This is a genomic window from Burkholderia sp. Bp9015 (genome assembly GCF_003853505.1).
GTDB lineage: Bacteria > Pseudomonadota > Gammaproteobacteria > Burkholderiales > Burkholderiaceae > Burkholderia.
This window is the reverse complement of record NZ_QTPZ01000016.1, coordinates 1-21359: the sequence shown is the minus strand read 5'-3', so window position 1 is coordinate 21359 and position 21359 is coordinate 1. Positions and strand designations below refer to the sequence as shown.

The 21359-nt window shown below is 66.7% G+C and carries 11 protein-coding genes and 1 pseudogene; 10 read left to right on the top strand and 2 right to left on the bottom strand.

All coding sequences use genetic code 11. The features are described from left to right. Positions 1 to 10 precede the first annotated feature (10 nt). Positions 11 to 1378 (bottom strand): MdtA/MuxA family multidrug efflux RND transporter periplasmic adaptor subunit, encoded by a 1368-nt coding sequence (locus DIE12_RS18415; protein ID WP_124487388.1) that lies wholly within the window; start codon positions 1376 to 1378, stop codon positions 11 to 13. A 273-nt stretch (positions 1379 to 1651) separates the two neighbouring features. After that, complete coding sequence (locus DIE12_RS18410) at positions 1652 to 2476, bottom strand: IclR family transcriptional regulator (protein ID WP_124487387.1); 825 nt, start codon at positions 2474 to 2476, stop codon at positions 1652 to 1654. Positions 2477 to 3206: 730 nt separating this feature from the next. On the opposite strand from DIE12_RS18410, the gene DIE12_RS18405 reads away from it, so the two are divergent. The 10 genes and pseudogenes from DIE12_RS18405 to DIE12_RS18360 all read left to right on the top strand — a co-directional run. Further along, positions 3207 to 4775 carry a multicopper oxidase family protein gene (locus DIE12_RS18405; RefSeq protein ID WP_124487386.1) on the top strand — a complete coding sequence of 523 codons (1569 nt, stop codon included), beginning with the start codon at positions 3207 to 3209 and terminating at the stop codon, positions 4773 to 4775. Positions 4776 to 4860: 85 nt separating this feature from the next. After that, entirely contained in the window at positions 4861 to 6393 is a 1533-nt protein-coding gene (locus DIE12_RS18400; RefSeq protein WP_260426259.1) for a multicopper oxidase family protein, read from the top strand. 17 nt (positions 6394 to 6410) lie between these two features. Further along, on the top strand, positions 6411 to 14699 hold the full coding sequence (locus DIE12_RS18395) for an Ig-like domain-containing protein (RefSeq protein ID WP_185500386.1): 8289 nt from the start codon (positions 6411 to 6413) through the stop codon (positions 14697 to 14699). Positions 14700 to 14892: 193 nt separating this feature from the next. After that, positions 14893 to 15219, top strand: coding sequence for a hypothetical protein (locus tag DIE12_RS39065; RefSeq protein WP_409333457.1), 327 nt, complete (start codon positions 14893 to 14895; stop codon positions 15217 to 15219). Between the two features lie 42 nt (positions 15220 to 15261). Further along, positions 15262 to 16086 carry an outer membrane lipoprotein-sorting protein gene (locus DIE12_RS18385; protein WP_409333456.1) on the top strand — a complete coding sequence of 275 codons (825 nt, stop codon included), beginning with the start codon at positions 15262 to 15264 and terminating at the stop codon, positions 16084 to 16086. A 27-nt stretch (positions 16087 to 16113) separates the two neighbouring features. Further along, entirely contained in the window at positions 16114 to 16932 is an 819-nt protein-coding gene (locus tag DIE12_RS18380; protein ID WP_124487384.1) for a hypothetical protein, read from the top strand. Then, positions 16929 to 18653 (top strand): c-type cytochrome, encoded by a 1725-nt coding sequence (locus DIE12_RS18375; protein ID WP_185500385.1) that lies wholly within the window; start codon positions 16929 to 16931, stop codon positions 18651 to 18653. Before DIE12_RS18380 ends, DIE12_RS18375 begins: the two co-directional genes overlap by 4 nt. Positions 18654 to 18802: 149 nt before the next feature. Further along, the gene (locus DIE12_RS18370; RefSeq protein ID WP_185500384.1) at positions 18803 to 20188 is read left to right on the top strand and encodes a cytochrome C; all 1386 of its coding nucleotides are present in this window, start codon (positions 18803 to 18805) and stop codon (positions 20186 to 20188) included. A 43-nt stretch (positions 20189 to 20231) separates the two neighbouring features. Then, positions 20232 to 20912 carry a cytochrome c gene (locus DIE12_RS18365; protein WP_124487383.1) on the top strand — a complete coding sequence of 227 codons (681 nt, stop codon included), beginning with the start codon at positions 20232 to 20234 and terminating at the stop codon, positions 20910 to 20912. A gap of 183 nt (positions 20913 to 21095) precedes the next feature. After that, a pseudogene (locus tag DIE12_RS18360) lies at positions 21096 to 21359 on the top strand (c-type cytochrome biogenesis protein CcsB); the annotation flags it as partial.

Genomic DNA, 21359 nt, shown 5'->3' with positions numbered 1-21359 from the left:
GGCCCGCGCGTTACTGGGCCGCGGGGGCCGCTGCCTGCGACGCGCCGTGCTTGTGTCCGCCGCGGCGGGCGGCCGCGCCCGATGCGCCGGACGCCGCGCCGGCGCCGTGCGCGCCCGACGCGCCTTTCGGCTTGTCGGCCGGGATCGTGATCTTCGCGCCTTCGCGCAGCCGGTCGGAGCCGTCGGTGACCACGCGCTCGCCGAGCGCGACGCCGCTGACGATGCTCGTGCGCTCGCCGTCGACCGGGCCGATCGTGACCTTGCGCACCGTCACCGTGTTGTCGGGCTTCACGATGTACACGAACTGGCCGATCGAGCCCGTCAGCACGGCGGCCGTCGGCACGATCGTCGCATCGCGCATCACGTCGACCAGCAGCCGCGCGTTCACGAACTGATTCGGGAACAGCAGCCCTTCCTTGTTATCGAAGGTCGCGCGCAGCTTGACCGTGCCGGTGCTGGTGTCGATCTGGTTGTCGAGCGTGGCGAGCGAACCCGTCTCGAGCGGCACCGTGTTGTTGCGGTTGTACGCGGTGACCGACAGTTTCCGGCCCGCGTTCACCTGCTTGACGATCTGCGGCAGGTTGTCTTCCGAAGTCGTGAAGATCACGCTCATCGGCTGCAGCTGCGTGATCACGACGATCCCGTTCGTGTCGCCCGGCGTCACGTAGTTGCCGGGGTCGACCTGGCGCAGGCCGACGCGGCCCGACACCGGCGCCGTGATGCGCGCGTACGCGAGGTTCAGCTTCGCGGAATCGATCGCCGCCTGGTCGGTCTTCACCGTTCCTTCATATTGCTTGACGAGCGATGCCTGGGTGTCGACCGTCTGCGACGCGATCGAATCCTGCGACAGCAGCGTCTGGTAGCGCTTCAGGTCGAGGCGGGCCGTCGCGAGCAGTGCCGAGTCGCGCGCGTGCGTGCCTTCGGCGTTCTCGAGCGCGACCTGGTACGGGCGCGGGTCGATCTGCGCGAGCAGGTCGCCCTTCCTGACGATCTGGCCTTCCTGGAACGCGACCGACTGCAGGTAGCCCGACAACTGCGTCTTGACCGTCACGCTCGCGAGCGGCGTCACGGTGCCGAGCGCGGACAGCACGATCGGCATCTCGCCCTGCGTCGCGGTCGCGACCGATACCGGTTGCGGAACGTTCGCCATCGCGGCGGGGCCGCCGCGGCCGCGATGGCCGCCGCCTGCGCTCGCGCCGGAGGCCGCGCTGGCCGCCGCCTGCGCGTCGGCCTGCGTGCGGTTCCACGGGTGCCACCACAGCAGGCCGCCGATGACGACGACCGCGAGCGTCCCGATCACCAGCGTGCGGCGCGGTCGGCGCGCGGCGGGGGAGGCGGGATCCTTCGAAGGGGGCGTGGGCTTTTGTTGATTGTCCATCGGGTTCTGTCAGGAAGACGGCTCGGCAGGCCGGGAAACGGGCTCGAAACCGGGCTGGAAAACGGGCCTGGGCGGCGCAGGGGCATGCGGTGCCGGAAGGCCGGCTCGGTCCGGGCCCTTCCGGTCTGCGCGGAAAAAGAAAAGAGCGGTGCGCGCCGCGAATGCGGCGCGACGATGGGCATGATCCTACGTCCCGTCCCCGTTACAGTCCAGTCGTCTATCTTTCAACGGGTTACGGTCGTTACAGAACGCGACGGGGCGATGACGGATCGATTACACGGCGCTGCGCCGGGCCGGCGCGCCGCCGATCTCGCGGGTGATTTTCGCGATGCACTCGTGCAGCGCGGGCACCACGTGTTCCTGCAGCCATTCGGGCGGGCACTGACTCGATGCGCCGCCGCAGTTCACCGAATAGCGCTGGCCCGACGGGCCGACGAACCCGGCCGCGACCGCATTCAGCCCTTCGCGCCATTCGCCGATGGCGATCGCGTGGCCGGCGCGCATCGCGTCCTCGAGGCCGGGGGTCAGGCGCGCCGATACGTGCGGCCAGTCGTCGCCGGCCGTCGCGCGCAGCGCGTCGAGCAGCGTGCGGCGCTCGTCGTCCTCCAGCGCCGCAAGATACGCGCGGCCGACCGCGGTGCGCGCGATGTCCATCCGCGAGCCGATCTCGAGGCGCGTGACGAGCACGGCCGAGCGCGGCCGGATCACGTCGATCGCGACCATGTCGAGCCGGTCGCGCACCGCGAGGTGCACCGACAGCGACGTGCGCTCGGCGAGTTCGATCATGAACGGCCGCGAGCGCGCGCGGATGTCGAAGTTGCGCAGGAAGCCGTGGCTCAGCTCCAGCACCGACGCGGTCAGCACGAAGCGCTCGCTGTCGGGCAGCTGGAACAGGAAGCCGGCGCTGACGAGCGTCGCCGTGATGCGCGACACGGTCGGCTTCGGGATGCCCGTCAATTCGGTCAGCTCGCGGTTGCTGACCGGGGCGTCGGCGGCCGCGATGCGGCGCAGCACGGCGAGGCCGCGCGCGAGCGCGGTGATCTCGTCCGGCGACGATTCGCGGTCTCGGGGCGCGGGAGGCGTTACAGATGTCGACACGAGGGATTCTCTCTATTTCCGAAACTCGATTTCATTTTGTTGGTATTGTAGGATGATTGTCAAAAGATGCATGTTCCATGGGTGAATCGTTCATTCGATGCGATTTTACGGGTTCACCCTTGGTTTATTAGGAAAGTGCTCAAACGAGCATTGCCGGAAAGTGAACAAACCGGTGCAAATACCGCTTGACTTGTCGGGCGGAAACGGAAAGAATGTCTCACGTTTTCGAAACATCGTTTCAGGAGTTTAACCGGCAACGGTGTTTCGCGCAGTCTCTCAGGTTCTAGCACGGCCCTCGGAATGGCTAGAACTTTTTTAGCGCCACGGTCTCCGTGGCGCTTTTTTTTGCCCGTCGTTTTCCTGTCGCAGGCCGGCAAGCCCGCCACCAGGGCCCGAACGCCGCGGTTGCGCCACAGCGAAGTCTACCGCGTCGCCAGCCATCCTCCCCCGAATCGCCGCGTCGTTCGGCGCCGGACCCTCGTTTCCGTCATTTCGATTTTCGGCTGGCCGCGCCGCCGGCATGCCCGCGCGGTGTGCGCCGATCGTGCGGCAAATGATGCTCCCCGTTCGCCGGGGACCCCCTATGCAAAAGTAGGAGGGTGACCCATCCCGACCTTGCGCGCGCGTCCGCAGAATGCCGGTACGGGCCGTGAAAGCTTCGCGGCCCGCGTCTGCAGCAGAGCATGACGTCCAGCGCGTGTCGCTGGCGGACCCCTTGGATGGAGGTCATATGTTCAGTACCCGCGCGTGTTGCAGCAGTGTGGCGGCACTGTTGCTCCTGATGTGCGCCGTTCCCTCGTTTGCCCAAACGTTTCGCGTTCAATGTCCGTTCACCACGCCGTCCCATCCGACGGCGCTGCCGGCCGGCGGTGCGGAACCCGCCTACACCGGACCGTCCTTCACCGGGCTGAACTCCACGCCGACCGGTATCGTCAACGGCGCCATCAAGTGTCAGCAGATCTCGGGCGGTGACGGGTACGCCACCATGGCCGACGGCACGCAGACGTACCTGTTTGCCTTCGGCCCGTTGTCCGGCATTGCCGACATCCAGGCCGGCCGCGCCGGTACGGAATTCGCATCGGTGTTCAACACGGTCGGCGATCCGAGAACCGACCCGACCTACAACGGCGCGGTCGGCCTCGTGCCCGACCCGGAATCGTCGCCGCCGGGCCAGTTGACCGGCCATGTGGATCCGCGCCCGATCATGGACATCGGCGTGATGAACGGCAACATGCCGGCGCCCGAGATGGCGATCGACGAGGACGACGAGTTCTTCCTGACGCTCACGAACGTCGGCATGATCATGCGCCCCGACCTGTTCGAGCAGCACACGGTGCACTTCCACGGTTATCCGAATGCGTCGTCGTTCTATGACGGCGTGCCGGATGCGTCGGTGGCGATCAACATCGGCGCCAGCTTCACCTATTACTATCTCGCGCCCGATGCCGGCACCTACTTCTGGCACTGCCACATCACGCCGCCGGAGCACCTCCAGATGGGGATGGTCGGCCAGATCTTCGTGCGGCCGCGCCAGAACCGGGTGCCGTCCGGCCATTCGCTGTACGCCGCGCTGGTGGCGCAGCAAGGCGATCTTCGTACGCGGTGCGGCAACGACATTCTGTGCTCGACGCCGCTGCCGCCTTCGAATGGCGTGCTGCACGTCAACGACAAGAGCGGCAAGCCGACGCTCTACGCGTACAACGACGGCGACGGTTCGACTGCATACGACGTCGAGTATCCGGTGCAGATCCACGGCTTCGATCCGAACTTCCATTTCGTGGGGATGACGTTCAACCCGGAACCGTTCACCGACATGAAGGACAAGTACTTCATGCTGAACGGGCGCAGCTATCCGGACACGGTGACCCAGGGGCCGATGCAGACCCCGGTGGCCGACGGCACGGCCCATGTTTCCCAGCCGCTGCCGACCATCATCAATATCCCGGCCGGCGGCCGCGCGCTGCTCAGGATTTCCGATCTCGACGTCACCGAATTCCAGACGCTCGCGTCGCTGGGCGTGAGGATGCACGTGATCGGCGTCAACGCCCGGTTGCTGCGCGACATGGCCGGCAACGACATGACCTACTACACGAACTCGATCACGCTCGGCGGCGGCGAATCCATCGACGTGATTCTCGATGCGAGCGACACGACGAAGTACGCGCCGGGGTCGGTCTACTACCTCTACACGCCGAATCTCGATCACCTGTCGAACGACGCCGAGAACTTCGGGGGGCTGATGACGGAGGTCCGCATCTGCCCGGCCGCGCTCAACCCGGCTACGAAGTCCTGCATCTAGGAGAAATATCGTGGGCCACTTCACTCATGACATCCGGACCGCTATGTGCACGGGTGCCGGACGGCTCGTACGGCTCGCCGTGGCAATGCTTGCCGCATTGCTCTGCGGGCCGGTTCTGGCCGCCGCGCCGGGCATCACCGGCACGCATTTCGACCTGAGCGCGGAAGCGAGCCGCATCAGCCAGCCGGACGGCACGAGCGTCTATTCGTGGGGTTACGGCTGCCGCACGGCGCCGGCGGGATTCTCGCCGGCGGGCATCACGGGGGCGAACTGCCCGAGCATGCAGATTCCCGGGCCGACGCTGATCGTGCGGCAGGGCGACGTGATCACGGTGACGCTCACGAACAACCTGCCCGCGGCCGCGGGCAACACGTCGATCCTGTTTCAGGGATTCCAGGTGTGCGCGGCGGCGCTCAATCCCGACGGCTCGTGTCCGGCCGCGCTCACCGGCGTGCCCGGGCTGCTCACGCGCGAGGCGTCGCACGGCAACACGGTCACCTACAGTTTCGTCGCGGCGACGCCCGGCACGCATGCCTACTACAGCGGCACACGGGGCGACCTGCAGATCGAGATGGGCCTCTATGGCGCGATCATCGTATTGCCGACCTCGGCGCCGGGCGTGCTGGCCGTGCCGGCCGGATGCCGCGCAGTCGCCGCGACGCTGCCCGACGGCCAGCCGGACTACCGCAACGCGGCGGCGGCATACAACCATGTTTCGGCGTGCTACGACCGTGAGTATCTTTTTCAGTTCTCCGAAATGGATCCGCGCATCCATACGCAGGCCGAGCAGGAGGCCGCGAAGACGTGCACGCTGCCGACGGGCTGCATGACCGTCGAGACCGAGCCTTATCATCCCGCGTACTTCATGATCAACGGCCGCTCGATGCCGGACGACATGGATCCGAACTATGCGATGCAGTATCCGCATCAGCCCTACAACGGCAATCCGCACATGCACCCCGGCGAGCTGGTGCTGTTGCGGATCATCGGCACGGGCCGCTGGCAGCATCCGTTCCACGAGCACGGCAACCACGTCCGCGTGCTCGCGCGTGACGGCAACCTGCTGCTTGCCAAGACGGACGCGACCAAGGTCGCGGGCCCGCTGCTGTTCACCACGACCACGACGCCGGGCGAAACCCTGGACGGCATCTTCTACTGGACCGGCAAGGGGCTCAACTGGGACGTCTACGGGCACAAGCCCGGCGACGGCAGCGTCTGCATTCCCGATGCGAACGGCTACTACACCGCGGACCCGACGGCGCCGAACTACTACGAATGGTGCGCGGACCACAACAAGGCGCTCGAAGCGCATCCGTTCGGCAACGTCGGCAGCGGCGGACCGGTCACGCTGCCCGACTCGCACATCCTGACGAACGGTGCGTGGTATGGCGGCAGTCCCTATCTCGGACCGGATGCGACGATTCGCGCGACCTCGCCGACCGGCACGACGCCGCCGAGCGGCACGATCGCGAATCCGCCGGGAAGCGAAGCGGGCTTTGCATTCATGTGGCATTCGCACAATGAACGCGAGATCACCACGAACAACATCTTCCCGGGCGGAATGATGATGATGATGCTCGTCGATCCACAAGTCTTCGTGATCAACGAAGGCAACTAGAGGCGGGGAGAACGGAAATGCGATTCATCCAGTTCAAGGCGACGTTTCTCCGCCTGGCCAAGGCGAGCCTCGCCGCGTCGATGCTGCTGGCAGCGAGCGAGGCATCGCTCGCCCAGACCGTGAACCTGACGGCGAAGGCCGTGACTGCCACGATGCCCGACGGCGAGATCGTGCCGATGTGGGGCTACACGTGCTCGGCCGCCGCCGTGGCGCCGGCAACCTGTGCGGCGGCCAATCCCGGCGCCGGATCGGGCTGGTCGCCGGTGGTGATCACCGTGCCGTCCGGCGCGTCGCTGACGATCAACCTCACGAACAGTCTGCCGGCCTCCGTGCCGACGTCGCTCGTGATCGTCGGCCAGCTGGGCGGCGGTCTCGGCAAGACGGCGACGTCGACCCCGAGCCCCGTGCATCCGACCCAGACCTCGACGACCTGGCCGATCGCCGGCACCGGCAGCGGTGCGACGTTTACGCCGCCCGCGCAAGGGCCGCGGGTTCAGTCGTTCTCGACCGAAGTGGCGCACGGCGCGACGACGGCGTTGACGTGGAACAACCTGCGCCCCGGCACCTACCTGATCGAATCGGGCTCCCATCCGTCGATCCAGGGGCCGATGGGCCTTTACGGCGTGCTGGTGGTGCGCACGCCGCCGGCGTCCGCAACGTCGCGACCGGTCGCATATCCGGGCGTGCCATACGATGCCGACATCCCGCTCGTGCTGAGCGAAATCGATCCGGTGCAGAACGCCGCGGTCGCCGCGGCCGTGGCGACGACCGGCTTCAGCGAAACCAAGGTATGGTCCGGCCTTTCCGGTGGCTGCGGGGATTCGCACTCCTCATCGTTCGGTACCTGCTATCCGCCGGCCGTGAACTACGATCCGCGTTATTACCTGATCAACGGCGTCGCTTTCGATCGTACGCATCCTGACCGCTCGTCGTTCCCCGCAAGGGCTTCCGTGTCGACCGGCCAGGTGCTCCTGCGCTTCGTCAACGCGGGCCTGCGGATGCACGTGCCGTCGGTGGTCGGCGCGCAAACCGGCACCCCGCAGGTCTCCGGCTTCACGCTCGTCGCCGAGGACGGCAATCCGCTGCCCGGCAATCCGCGCGTGCAGTCGTCCGTGTTCCTGGCGGCCGGCAAGACTTACGACGTGATGATGACCGCGCCGGGCCTGAATGCGCCCGCGCTGCCGGTGTTCGACCGGCAACTGAGCCTGTCCACCAACAACCAGCGCGACGGCGGCATGCAGGCATATCTCAGCATCAACAACGGCGCGCTTCCGTCGGCAGGCGGAGGCGGCCAGAACGTCGTCGCCAATCCCGACAAGTACTTCCTCGTGGCGGGCAACACGCTGACCGTGGCGGACCCCGGGAAAGGGGTGATCGCCAATGACGTCGGCGTCTATGGCGTGCAGCTCGTGACCAAGCCGGCCAACGGCACGGTGACGCTGAACCCGGACGGCACGTTCAGCTACGTGCCCAATGCCGGTGCGACGTCGGACAGCTTCGTGTATCAGGCGAACGGTAATCCCGCGGTCACCGCGATGGTGACGCTGGCCGCGTGCACGCAAGCCGCCGGCTGCCTGTCCGGGCCGCCGGTCGCTCACGACGACAGCTACACGAGCAACATCGCGTCGCGGCTGCAGATCGGCGCGCCGGGCGTGCTCGTCAACGACACGGACCCGAGCGGGCTGCCGCTCACCGCGGCAGTGGTGCCGGGCAGCGTCAGCGGCGGCACCGTCACGCTGAATGCGGACGGTTCGTTCTCCGTGACGCCGAGCGCGCCGCCCGTCGGCGCCGCGACCGCGGGCGTGACCTTCAAGTATACGGCGGTCAACTCGCAGAACACGGCGAGCGCCCCGGCGAACGTTGCCGTCACGTTCAAGGGCGGCAGCGGGCTCGCCGTGAAGGTGCTGGACGGGCCGAGCACGGCACCGGGCAAGACGCCCGTGCAGCTCACCGACTACCGCTGGATCATCGAGGAAGACCGCACGTTCCAGATCGACCCGGCCTGCCAGGTGAACACGACACCGCGCCCCGCGAACTGTCCGCCGCTGCCGGTGCCGAGTCTCGGCACCAGCTTCCATACGAGCTACATGCCGGTGGTCGCGGCGGGTTGCGTCGGCACGGTTGCGTGCGAGTCGGGGCAGACGGTGTTCGATCCCGCCACCAACACGCACGTGCCCGCGGTGTGCGACATCGGCGACGGCGCATGCCGCACGAGTGCCGCGCAGCAGGTGCCGGTCGATCCGAGCCAGGTGTCGCTCGATCCAACCAAGCACTACTACATCTCGATCCTGCCGGGCGATGCCGGTAACAGTTTCTCGAATGGCGGGGGCGCCCCGAAACCCGTCGATCCGAACAACCCCACCGGCGCGATGCGGCAGTTCGACATTTCAAAGGATTGCCCGTCGGGCCCCGGCGGCGCGGATTTCGCGCCGGGCACGGGCACCTGCGGTCATACGATGGGCGGCGCGCCGATCGCACCGGCCCAGAAGAACGTCAACGTGCTCGTGCAGGAGACGCCGTTGCAGACCGCGAAGATCTCGGTATTCGTGTTCGAGGACGACGCGCCCGTCAACGGCGAAGTGGACGTGAGCGGCGGCAACGATGCCTTCGGCAGCGCGCATGAGCCGGGTCTCGGCGGGTTCGAGATCAAGCTGTTCGACGATGCCGGCGGCACCGGCGACGCCACCGGGCAGATGACCTACGACATGTTCAACATGCCGCTGTCGAACTCGCTGCAGGGCACCCGCGATCCCGCCACGGGCCTGAACGCCTGCCCGATTTCGACGACGTCGACCGACGGCCTCGTCGGCATGATCCCGACCTGCCCGAAGTACGAGTCCGACGGCAAGACGCTGTCGCCGCTGGTCGGCCAGGCGGTCATCGCGAACCTGATGCCGGGACGCTATGGCGTCGTCGCGACGCCGGGCGCCGACCGGACCGGCCGCGGCGAGGAATGGCTGCAGACCAACACGCTGGACGGACAGAAGGCGCACGACGCGTTCATCAAGGTCGGCGGCCCGTCGTACTTCCAGGAGTTCGGGCCCGCGGGCTTCCACGTGTCGATCGGCTTCGCGAATCCGAAGATCATCAACGACCGGCTGCCGGTGGTATGCGCCGGCGCGATCTGCAACAACTCGGTCGCCGGCCGGATCACGAATCTGCACTACAGCCGTCCGCCGAACGAGAACCTGTACGGCTCGGGCTCGCGCGATTCGCTCGGCTTCACGCAGTGCTACGTGAGCGTCGGCGATACCGACGGCGAGGACATCGCCTTTACCAAGTGCAATCCCGACGGCACGTTCAAGATCAGCGGCCTGCCCGACGGCACGTTCCGCATCACGGTCTTCGATCAGTGGAACGACCAGATCGTCGACGGGCTGGCGACGGCGACGCAATTGAAGGGCGGACAGTCCAAGGACCTCGGCGATATCCCCGTGCTGCAGTGGCACACGAATCTGTACACGCGGACCTTCTTCGACCAGAACGGCGACGGCGTGTCGCAGGACAGCGAGCCCGGGCTCACGCTCGTGCCGACCAACATCCGTTTCCGCGACGGGAGCTATTCGAATTTCAACAACACGGACCTGAACGGCTTCGCCGGATTCAACGAAGTGTTCCCGCTGTTCAACTGGTACGTGGCCGAAGCCGACACGACGCGCTACAAACAGACGGGCGTGCACGTGGTGTATGACGCGGGCGGCCCGGTCGACGGCACGCCTGGCGGCGGCAACTCGAACATCGCGGCGAATTTCGCCAACACGATCGAATCCTCGACCGCGCATCTGCCGACGAACCTGCGCGTGCCGGGCGCCAAGTATTGCAACGACGCGGATTGCACCGACCAGTCCGGCACGAACCCGTCGACCGCGCGGATCGACCCGCCGTGGGTGACGACCGAAGGCTGGCAGGGCTTCTCCGGCCAGAATTCGTTCATCGAGTTCGGCAAGAAGCCGTACGGGCCGACCGAGAACGGCGGCATCAAGGGCGAGGTGATCTACGCGTCGACGCGGCCGTTCGACGACCCGGCGCTGCTGATTCACACGAGCTGGACGCCGAACATTCCGAACGTGACGGTCAACCTGTACCGGGAGGATACGGCGACGGACGGTACGACGACGCTCGCGCTCGTCGACACGACGAAGACGAGCAGCTGGGACGACTGGGCGCAGGGCTTCCGCTCCGACGGCATTCCGAACATGAACTGCCCGGGGCAGGAGGCGAGCGACCCGTTCTTCTATACGTTGAAGAACAGCCCTCAGTGGCTCGACCCGACGCATCGCGCGTTGCCTGCGAATTCGCAGTTCAAGTGCTATGACGGCATGCATGCGTTCAACCAGGTGCAGCCGGCGCCCTACGACGGGATGTACCAGTTCCCGAGCGTGACGTCGCGCGATCCGTCGACGGGCCTGCCGACGGGCACGAACTGCACGATCTGCGTGGCGAATCCGTCGGGCGACGGAACCAAGATGCTGCCGACCGGGAAATACGTCGTCGAGGTGGTGGTGCCGCCGGGCTACGAGCTCGTGAAGGAGGAGGACAAGAACATCCTGATCGGCGACAACTACATCGCCCCGGTGACGCAGCAGTTCGGCGGCCTCGGCAACATCTTCATCCTGCCCGACCAGGCGGCGATGAATTCGACCTTCAACCCGAACAATGCGCAGAACCCGACGTCCGATCTCGGTTCGACACCGCGGCACGAAGGCGACACGGGCAGTGTCGAGACCTTCTGGCCGTGCGTCGGCGCGCTGCGCATCGTGCCGGACTACATCAGCCTGTTCCCGGGCTCGAAGGAGGTCGCGCCGTTCGCGGGTGCCTCGCGGCACCTGTGCGACCGCAAGGAAGTCACGCTCACGAACGAGATGTCGGTGCTCGCGAAGTTCTGGCTGTTCAGCTCGACGCATGTCGCCGCGCACTACACCGGCTTCATGCTCGACGACTTCTCGTCCGAGTTCGATCCGTACTCGCCGCAGTTCGGCGAGAAGTTCGCGGTGCCGAACGTGCCGATCTCGATGAAGGACTTCGCCGGCAATGAAGTGGCGCGTACGTATTCGGATTCGTGGGGCATCTTCAACGGGCTGAACTATTCGACGTGGCAGGTCAACCCGCCGAACCCGACCGGCTACGCGCCGACGATGATGGTCGCGTGCATGAACGATCCGGACATGCCCGACCCGGCGCATCCGGGGAAGACGATCCGCGATCCGATGTTCAACCCGGCATACAGCCAGTTCTGCTACGAGATCCCGTTCATGCCCGGACAGACCCAGTACATGGACACGCCGGTGGTGCCGGTGCAGGCGTTTGCGTCCGGCTACAACCCGCCTGACTGTGCGTACCCGGACGGCACGCCCGCGATCGCCAGCGTGACCGGCGACTCGAGCGGCGGAGGGGCGGGCCCGTGGGTCAGCACGGTCGGTCACCAGCTGACGATCAAGGCGCTCGGCGACCAGGTCGTGCCGAACAACGCGTACAACGGGCCAGCCGCGACCGCCGCGCCGTTCAACCAGAAATTCGTCAAGCGCCACTATGGCTTCGGTGCGACGCAAGGGAAGGTCACGATCGGCGGCCACGTAGCTTCAGTGCAGTCGTGGACCGACTCGGAGATCCATGTCGTCGTCACGCCGCTGATCGGCTCGAGTTGCACCGTCGACCAGCGCGGCGTGCTGACGCCGGCGTCGTGCGGCGAACTGGTCGTCACGACCGCCAGCGGCAAGAACACGATCGATACGGTCACCGTGACGGTGGGCGGCAAGGCGCCGACTTACGTGAACGGCGAGAACGCGACCAACGACGCGATCCAGACCGCGATCGACAACGCGACCCCGGGCGACCTGATCATCGTCGGTCCGGGCACCTACAACGAAATGGTCGTGATGTGGAAGCCGGTGCGGCTGCAGGGCGTCGGCGCCCCGTCGGTCGTGATCAACGCGAACACGCATCCGTCGGGCAAGATGGACGCGTGGCGCAGGAAGGTCGACTGCCTGTTCGGTGTCGCAATGAACGGCGCGATGATCTCGGCATCGAACCCGTTCGATCCGACCGGCACGTACACGTGCCCGACGGCGATGCAGCGCAAGGTGGACCCGATCCCGTTCGAGCCGACCGTGGGGTGGGACTCGAACCTGAACGGCAACCTTGGCGAAATGCTGCTCGAGCCGACGCTGATGGGCGCGTACGAAGGCGCGGGCATCACGGTGCTCGGCAAGGGCGTGCGGGACGTGCTGGTGGGCGGCGTGCCGCAACCCGACCCGAACTGCACCGCGAACGGCATTTGCGTGCCGCTCACGGGCCCGACGCGGTTCCAGCCGAACCCGCCGGATTGCCGGAATAACCCGAGCAACTTCCTGTGCAATCCGTCGCGCATCGACGGCATCACGGTCACGAACAGCTCGCAAGGCGGCGGCGGGATTTTCCTGCACGGCTGGAACCATCTGATGGAGGTGTCGAACAACCGGGTGTTCGCGAACGCGGGCACGCTTTCCGGCGGCATCTCGGTCGGCCAGGTCGAGGTCCCGGACGGCACGATCGCGGCCGACGGCATCACGCAGCTTCCGTTCGGCTTCAACAAGGCCGTGAACGTGCATCACAACTCGGTGACGTCGAACGCGGCGTACGGCGACGAAATCAATTCGAGCACGCCGTCGTCGGCCGGAGGCGTGGTGTTCTGCTCGGGCGCCGACAACTATCACTTCAACTACAACTGGGTGTGCGGCAACATGAGCAGCGGCGACGGCGGAGGCGTCGCGCACTTCGGCTTCAGCTATGCCGGCGACATCTCGCACAACTGGGTGCTGTTCAACCAGAGCAACAACCCGACACTGCCCACCTACGGCGGCGGCATCATCGCCCAGGGCGTACCGCCGGATGGCACCTTCTGCGAAAACTCGACGGTCGACGTGGACTGCGCACCGCAACTGTCCGACGGTATCGGGCCGCGGCTCGTGATCGACGGCAACCTGATCATGGGTAACACGGCGGAGAGCGGCAAGGGCGGCGGGTTGCGGCTGCAGCAGGTGAACGGCACGGACGTGGAGCGCAGCCCCGACAATGCGGCGAATTGGTACACGGTTCGCGTCATCAACAACATCATTGCGAACAACGTGGCGGGCTGGGGCGGCGGCGGCGTGTCGCTGCAGGACGCGGTGCGCGTGAGCTTCGTCAACAACACCGTGATGTCGAACGACGCGACGGCGTCCGCCGGCGTGCTGTTCAACACGGATGCGGCCACCCAGGCGAACGTCGGGCCGCCGAACTGCACCACGGTCGGCGCGCAAACGACGTGCAATCCGATCACGACGTCGACGTACCAGCCGGCCGGACTCGAGACCGCGCGGCATACGGCGAACTTCATCGCCGCGTTCACCGCGCCCGGCGTCGCGTGTCCGGCGGGTCTGCCGAACTGCACGACGTTCTCGAACCCGATCCTGACCAACAACGTGTTCTGGCAGAACCGTACGTTCTTCATCACGGTGTCCGGAGTGAATCCGAACATACCCGGGCTGCAGAACACGGTTGCGCTGAACCCGACGTTGAACCAGGCCGGGCATGCGACGGGCTATTGCGATCCGAACGCGGTTTATTGGGACATCGGTGCGTATGGCGACACGGGCCCGGGCAACCATCAGTCGGGTCTCAAGCTGAGCCCGCAGTACTCGATCCTGACCGATGCGGGCGACTACCCGGGCGCGAACAACAGCGGGGCCAACCCGTCGGTCGTGAGCCAGTACTGCAATGGCGCGCGCGTGCCGCCGGAAGGAGGCGGAAACGGCTTCGCGGTGCCGCCCGGCATCTCGGACACGGTGCTTCCGAACCCGCTGTTCAGCCTGCTGCCATCGGCGGTGCCGGACGAGGGCAATCAGTGGATCAACATGTCGTACGGCCCGCTGTCGCTGTTCAACATGTCGATCGCGTCAGGTAGCGCCGGGTATGGCGTGCTGCTCGGCAACTACTCGCCGCGCGCAGGTTCGCCCGCGATCAACGCGGGAACGCAGGCGGGTGCGCCGAATCATGATTTCTTCGGCACGACGCGTCCGCAACAGGGGAAGTACGACATCGGTGCGGTCGAGTTCCTGCCGTCCGGCATCGTGGGCGGTCTGCCGATCGATCCGCTGGCGCTCGGCACGGTGCTGACCGACGTGGTGGGCGGCCTGCCGATCCCTCCGCTCGCGGTGCCGAACGTGCCGGCCGGCGCCGTGGGCGGCCTGCCGATCGCTCCGCTGGCGGCGCCGACCGCGCCGGCCGGTGTCGTGGGCGGCTTGCCAAACAATCCGCTTGGGTTCGGCGCGGCGCTGAATCGACCTTGAAGGGGAGGGGGCCATGATCCGTTCACGTTTGCCGTGCAGGCGAGCGGCGCTTTACGCCGTCGCCGCCTGCCTCGCCGCCGCAGCCGTCGCAGAGCCGGCCGCGGCGCAGCAGGGCGCGCCCGCTACGCCCGGCGCCGGTGCGAAGCATTCGCCATACCGGCCGGACCTTCCGCGGCGCGCGAGAACCTACTACATGATGACGAGGGGGATCGACAACCTGAAGGTGCACCGCATCACATCGGACAACCTGATTCGTTTCAGCTACCGCGTGACCGATCCGGCCGCGGCGAAGCGGCTAGCCGACAGGAGCGCGACACCGTATCTGTACGGGCAGACGAGTCACGCGCTGCTCGAGGTGCCGGTGATGGACAAGATTGGCCAGTTGCGGCAAAGCGGCCGGCTCGAAGCCGGCCGGGAATACTGGATGGTGTTTTCGAACAAGGGCAACGTCGTCAAGGTCGGCGAACGCGTGAACGTGATCATCGGATCGTTGCATATCGACGGGCTGCTGGTCGAATGACGATGCGGCCGCGATGCGCGGCACGGGAACAGGAGAAGACTCATGACCCGGTTTCTTTCGGTAGCAATGGGGGCGGTCTCATTGGCGGGTTTGCTTGCGCTGGCGCCCGACTCGATCGCGGCCTCGGCGGCAGGCACCGCCCAGGCCAAGGCAGCATCGGCGGGGCAAGCGAGCGCCGCGCAGATCGTCGAGCGCAACGTGGCGGCGCGCGGCGGGCTGCAAGCGTGGCGCACGGTCAACACGCTGACGATGTCGGGGCTGATGGAGGCCGGCGGCAAGAAGAACACCGCGCTGCCGTTCGTGATGACGATGAAGCGTCCGCACAAGAGTCGCTTCGAAGTCCGCTTCAACGGGCAGACGGCGTTCCAGGTCTATGACGGTGCGCAGGGCTGGAAAGTCCGGCCGTTCCTCGGCCGTGACGAAGTCGAGCCCTATACGCCGGCCGAGGCGAAGTCGGCGGCGCAGTCCGCGGAACTGGACGGGCCGCTCGTCGATTACGCGAGCAAGGGCAGCACGGTTCAGTTGATCGGCTCGGAAACGGTGGAAGGGCATCGCGCCTACGTGTTGAAAGTGACGACGAAAGAGCGCGCGGAGCGTCGCGTGTGGATCGATGCGGCCACGTTCCTCGAGCTGAAGATCGACGGCGAGCCGCGCGTGCTCGACGGCAGGACGCACGGCGTCTCCGTGTTCTTCCGCGACTTCCGCAAGGAGGGGGGAATCGTCGTGCCGCACACGCTCGAGACGGCCGTTGCCGGCGTGAAGGGCACGCACAAGTTGACGATCGATCACGTGGCGGTGAATCAGCCGGTGGACGATGCGTCGTTCGGCAAGCCGCAGCTCGGGGCGGCCAGGGTGTCGAGCCGCTAGCCGGACGATTGGGCGAGGACCGAGGCCATGAAGCGAATCGAATCGTGGGTGCTCGCCGCCTGCATGGCGGCAGCCTTGTGCGCGTGCAAGCAGGTACCGGGGCAGGGTCTCACCGCGGACCAGATCGTCGAGAAGAATGTCGCCGCGCGGGGCGGGCTCGACGCATGGCGCAAGGTCCGGACGATGGTCTGGTTCGGCCATGTCGACAGCGCGAACGCCCCCGTGCGGGACATGCCGTTCGTCCTCGCGATGAAGCGGCCAAACAAGACGCGCTTCGAGCTGACGGTATTGAACGAGAAGAGTGTGCGCGTCTTCGACGGCCGGGAAGGCTGGAAGCTGGGCGCGAGTCCGCGGCCGTATTCGGGCGACGAGATCAGGTCGGCGCGTGACGAGCAGGTGATCGACGGGCCGCTGATCGATCACGACGCGAAGGGCGTCGGCGTGGCGCTGGAAGGGGTCGACCAGATCGGCGGCCACGATGCATACCGCCTCGCGGTGACGCTGCCTTCCGGCGCGGTTCGCCATGTGTGGATCGATGGCCGCACGTTCCTGGACGTGAAGATCGACCGTCAGTTGCGCGGCCCGCGCGGCCTGGTCACCGTCGAAGTGAGCTACAGCGATTTCAAGGGCGTCGACGGCCTGCAGATCCCGTTCAGGATCGAAAGCCGTACGGCGGCTTCCCCGAACAGGGACACGCTGGTCATCGACAAGGTGTCGCTGAATCCGCCGCTCGACGATGCGATCTTCACGCGGCCCGCGTCGCCGGGCGGACGCCGTTCGGTCGCGATCGATGCGAGCGTGTCGCCGGCGCCGCCGCGTGCCGGCCTGCCGACGGCACGGCCATGAACGGCATCCGGCGGCGGCTGCGCGTCCTCGTGGCGGCGCGTCCGCTTGCCGTGAGCCGCCGGCTGGCGCGCTGGATGTTGCTGGCCGCGCTGTGCGCGCCCGCCGGTTACGCGCGCTGCGACGAGGTGGCGCCCGCCGAGCCCGTCGCGCCGGTCGCGCCCGTGCCCGTGCCCGTCGCGCGGGCGGACGCGGGCGAGGCGATCTACCAGCGCGGCATCCTCGGTTCGGGCGCGCCGCTCGAAGCCGTGCATCCGGACGGCGTGCGCCTGCGCGGCGCGGCGGCCGCCTGCATCAATTGCCACCGGCGCAGCGGCCTCGGTTCGAAGGAAGGCAACAACACGGTCCCGCCGATCACGTGGCGCTATCTGGCGCATCCGCGCGCGCAAACCGACGAGGATCTCGACATCCCGTACGTTGCCGGCATGCGCACCGATCGCGAACCGTACACGGAGGAACGGCTCGCGCGGGCCGTGCGCGACGGGACCGCCCCGGATGGCCAGCCGCTCGGCAGGCTGATGCCGCAGTACGCGCTCGGCGATGCCGACATGGCTGCGCTGACGGCCTATCTGAAGCGCCTCGATCGCCGCCGGCCGTCGGGCGTGACCGACACGGTGCTGCATTTCGCGACGATCGTCACGTCCGATGCGGACCCGGTGAAGCGGGCGGGCATGCTCGACGTCCTGCAGCACTACTTCGCGGACAAGAACGCGTTTCCGATCGGCGCGACGCCGCCGCTGCGCTCGACGCGAAAAATGATGTTCATGGTCAATCGGCGCTGGGAGCTGCACGTCTGGTCGCTCACCGGCCCGCCCGACACGTGGCATGAGCAGCTCAGGCAGTATTTCGCGCGACAGCCGGTCCTGGCCGTCGTGTCGGGGCTCGGCGGCAGGAACTGGGCGCCCGTTCACGACTTCTGCGAACAGCAGGCCGTGCCGTGCCTGTTTCCGAACGTCGAGGTGCCCGTCGAGACCGATCACGATTTCTATTCCGTGTACTTCTCGCGCGGCGTGCTGCTCGAGTCGGACCTGATCGCGAAGCGCATCCTGGACGAAGCCGGTGCACGGCCGGTGAAGACGGTCAGGCAGGTCTATCGCGCGGGCGACAACGGCGAGCGGGGCGCACAGGCGCTGGCCGCCGCGCTGAAGGCGCACGGCATCGCGGTGTCGAACCGTGCGCTTGCGCCTCACGAGGATGTCGCACATGCGTTGCACGGGATGCCGCGCGACGATGCACTCGTGCTGTGGCTGCGGCCACCCGACCTCGCGGCGCTCGAGCATGTGCCGCCCGCGTCGGACACGGTGTTCATGTCGGGGCTGCTCGGCGGGCTCGACAGCACGCCGCTGCCGACGCGCTGGCGCGGCGTGACGCGCGTCGCCTATCCGTTCGACTTGCCCGAAGGGCGGCGCGTGCGCGTCGACTACGCGTTCGGCTGGTTCACGATCCGGCACATCCCGATGGTCGCGCCGCAGGTGCAGGCCGACACGTATCTCGCATGCGGCCTGCTCGCCGAGACGCTGAAGCATCTGGTCGATGCGTTCGTGGGCGAGTATCTCGTCGAGCGCATCGAGGACATGCTCGAACGTCGCATCCTGACCGGCTACTACCCGCGCCTGACGCTCGCGCCCGGGCAGCGCTTCGCGTCGAAGGGCGGCTATATCGCGCGGTTCGCCGGGCCGGATCGCGCGAAGCTTGCCGCCGACGGAGGCTGGATCGTTCCCTGAGCGGCCGCGCGCGTCGAGATGGAGTAGGAATCAGACCGCGAATGGAGGAAATCTCCCCATGCCGGGTCTCGCGGACGCTTCGCACAATGAAGGCATCGCGCGACGTTCCGGCGCAGCGCGGGCCACACGGCGTGAGGAGGGAAACCGCCATGACAACGTTTCTTGTCGGGCATGACACGCGTCATCGCCGGGCGCATCGCGGCTGGATGATCGTGATCGTGGCGCTCGCGTTGCTGCACGCGTCCGTCGGGCAGGCGCTGCCGATCTTCGCGCGCCAGACCGGGCAAAGTTGCGTCGCGTGTCACGCCGGCGGCCAGTTTCCCGAACTGACGCCGTACGGGCGCATGTTCAAGCTGAACGGTTATACGTTGGGCGAGCGCACGATTCCGCTCGCGGCGATGGCCGTCGCCGACATGAGCAAGACGCGAGCCAACAGCGACGCCAGCGGCAATCCGGTCACGCCGAAGAACGGCCTGCCGATCTTCGACTTCGCGAGCGTGTTCCTCGCCGGGAAGATCACCGACCATCTCGGCGGGTTCGCACAGTTCACCTATGCGAACTACGATCATCAGGATGCCAACGGAAAATGGAAAGGCTGGTGGGCATCGGACAACACCGACTTTCGCTTCGTCGACCGGATCATGTCTCCGGCCAACGATCTGATCCTCGGCCTGACGCTCCACAACAACCCGACCGTGCAGGATGTATTCAATACCGCGCCGGCCTGGAGCTATCCGTACATCGGCTCGGCGATCAGCCCGGTGGCCGGCGTTCCGGTCACGCCGATCATCGAGGGCGGTCTCGCGATGCAGGTCGTCGGCATGGGCGGGTACCTGTACTGGAACAAGACGGTCTATGCGGAGCTGACCGCCTACAGCACCGCCGACGGCATCTGGTCGTTCCTGAGCAAGGGTAACCACGCGGGCAACCCGGACCACCCGCAGGTCTATCTGCGCGGCTACAACCCGTATGCGCGCATCGCGCTGACGCGCGAATGGGGGCCGCACAGCCTGATGGTCGGCGCGTTCGGGCTGAGCGTCAACGTCTATCCGAACGACCCGAACAGTTTCCCGATCTTCGGCACGGGCGTGACGCGCTATCGCGACTACGGTTTCGACACGCAGTACCAGTACCTGCTGGAGCCGCACACGATCACCGCGCAGGCGCGCTACGTGCGCGAGAACATTCACGATCCGAACAACTTCGTCGTGAGCGACAACACGGCGGCGAACCTGAATTCGTTGCGGCTCAAGGCGTCGTACATCTACCAGTCGAAGTACGGCGTCAGCCTGTCGTTCTTCAATACGACGGGGACTGCGGACAGCGCCGCCTATGCGGCGAGCGCGAACTTCCATCCGAATACGCAGGGGTGGACGCCGGAAATATTCTGGATACCTGATCAGCACGTGCGAATCGGTATCCAGTACACGCACTTCACCAAGTTCCTCGGCGCGACGACCAACTACGACGGCAACGGACGCAATGCAAGGGACAACGACACGCTGTTCATCTATCTATGGCTGGCTTCATTCTGACACCCGGCGGGGCGACGGACATTGCGGCAGGGAGAGCGCTGACATGAACAAGGTGACCCATTTCGCTTGGCTTGCGCTGGTGCTGGCGGCATCGGGTTGTCACGACCTGGAGCGGTCGCGGGAAGTCGACAATCCGGCCGTGTCGGGCAAGACCATTGCATTGCAGGTGTGCTCGAACTGCCATGGCGCGACCGGCGTGTCGGTATCGCCGATGTTTCCGAAGCTCGCCGGGCAACGCAAGGAATACCTCGTCGACCAGTTGACCGACTTCAAGCATCACGCGCGCGCCGATCCGAATGCGAAGCGCTACATGTGGGGCTTCACGCATCTGACCGATGCGCAGATCGACCAGCTCGCGGATTATTTCTCGAGCCAGCCGGCGGTGCTCGGCGAGGTCGGCGATCGGCTGCTGCTCGACGCGGGGAAGGCGATCTTCGTATCGGGACTGCCGGACAAGGGCGTGTCGGCCTGTGTCGGCTGTCATGGCCAGCATGGCGAGGGCATGACCGGGTTTCCCCGGCTCGCCGGCCAGCACGCGGACTACGTGCTGAAGCAGCTGAGGGTTTTCCGGGAAACCGACACGCGCCCACGCGGTGCGGTGATGAAGGGGGTGTGCGCGAACATGACCGAGCAGGAAATGCGCGCGGTCGCGGCCTATGTCGAGGCCTTTCCGCCGGAAGCCGACGCTCCGGCGAGCCCGGCGAGCCCGTCGGTCGAGCAATGAGCCGCCGGCGCCGAACCGGCGTCACATGCGGCAGGTGCCGCGGGGCGGGCAGACGAGCGGCGCCGGCGGCGATCGTTTAGGTGTCTCGTCTCCCCCGGGGCGGGGCGCCTCTTTTTATTTGCATCCGATGGTTCCATCCTGGTGACGCTCATGAAAGCCATTCAATCGTCACGCGGCGGCATGATGTCCGTTGCCGCGTCACTGTATCGGCTGCCTCGACGACTTCGCGCGCCGGCCGCGGTTCGCGCGTGCGGGCCGGGCGACGACCGTCCGTTCCTCGCACGCCGGTCGGTCATCGACTGGCTGTTCGCCCTGGCACTCGTGGCGGGCGCAGGCCATGCGTTCGTGCATTACAACGAACACATGAATGACTACGACAAGGCGGTGATGATCGGCACCGTGCCGGCGCTCGTCGTGCTCGGCTGGCGCTGGAAGCCCGCGCGGCTG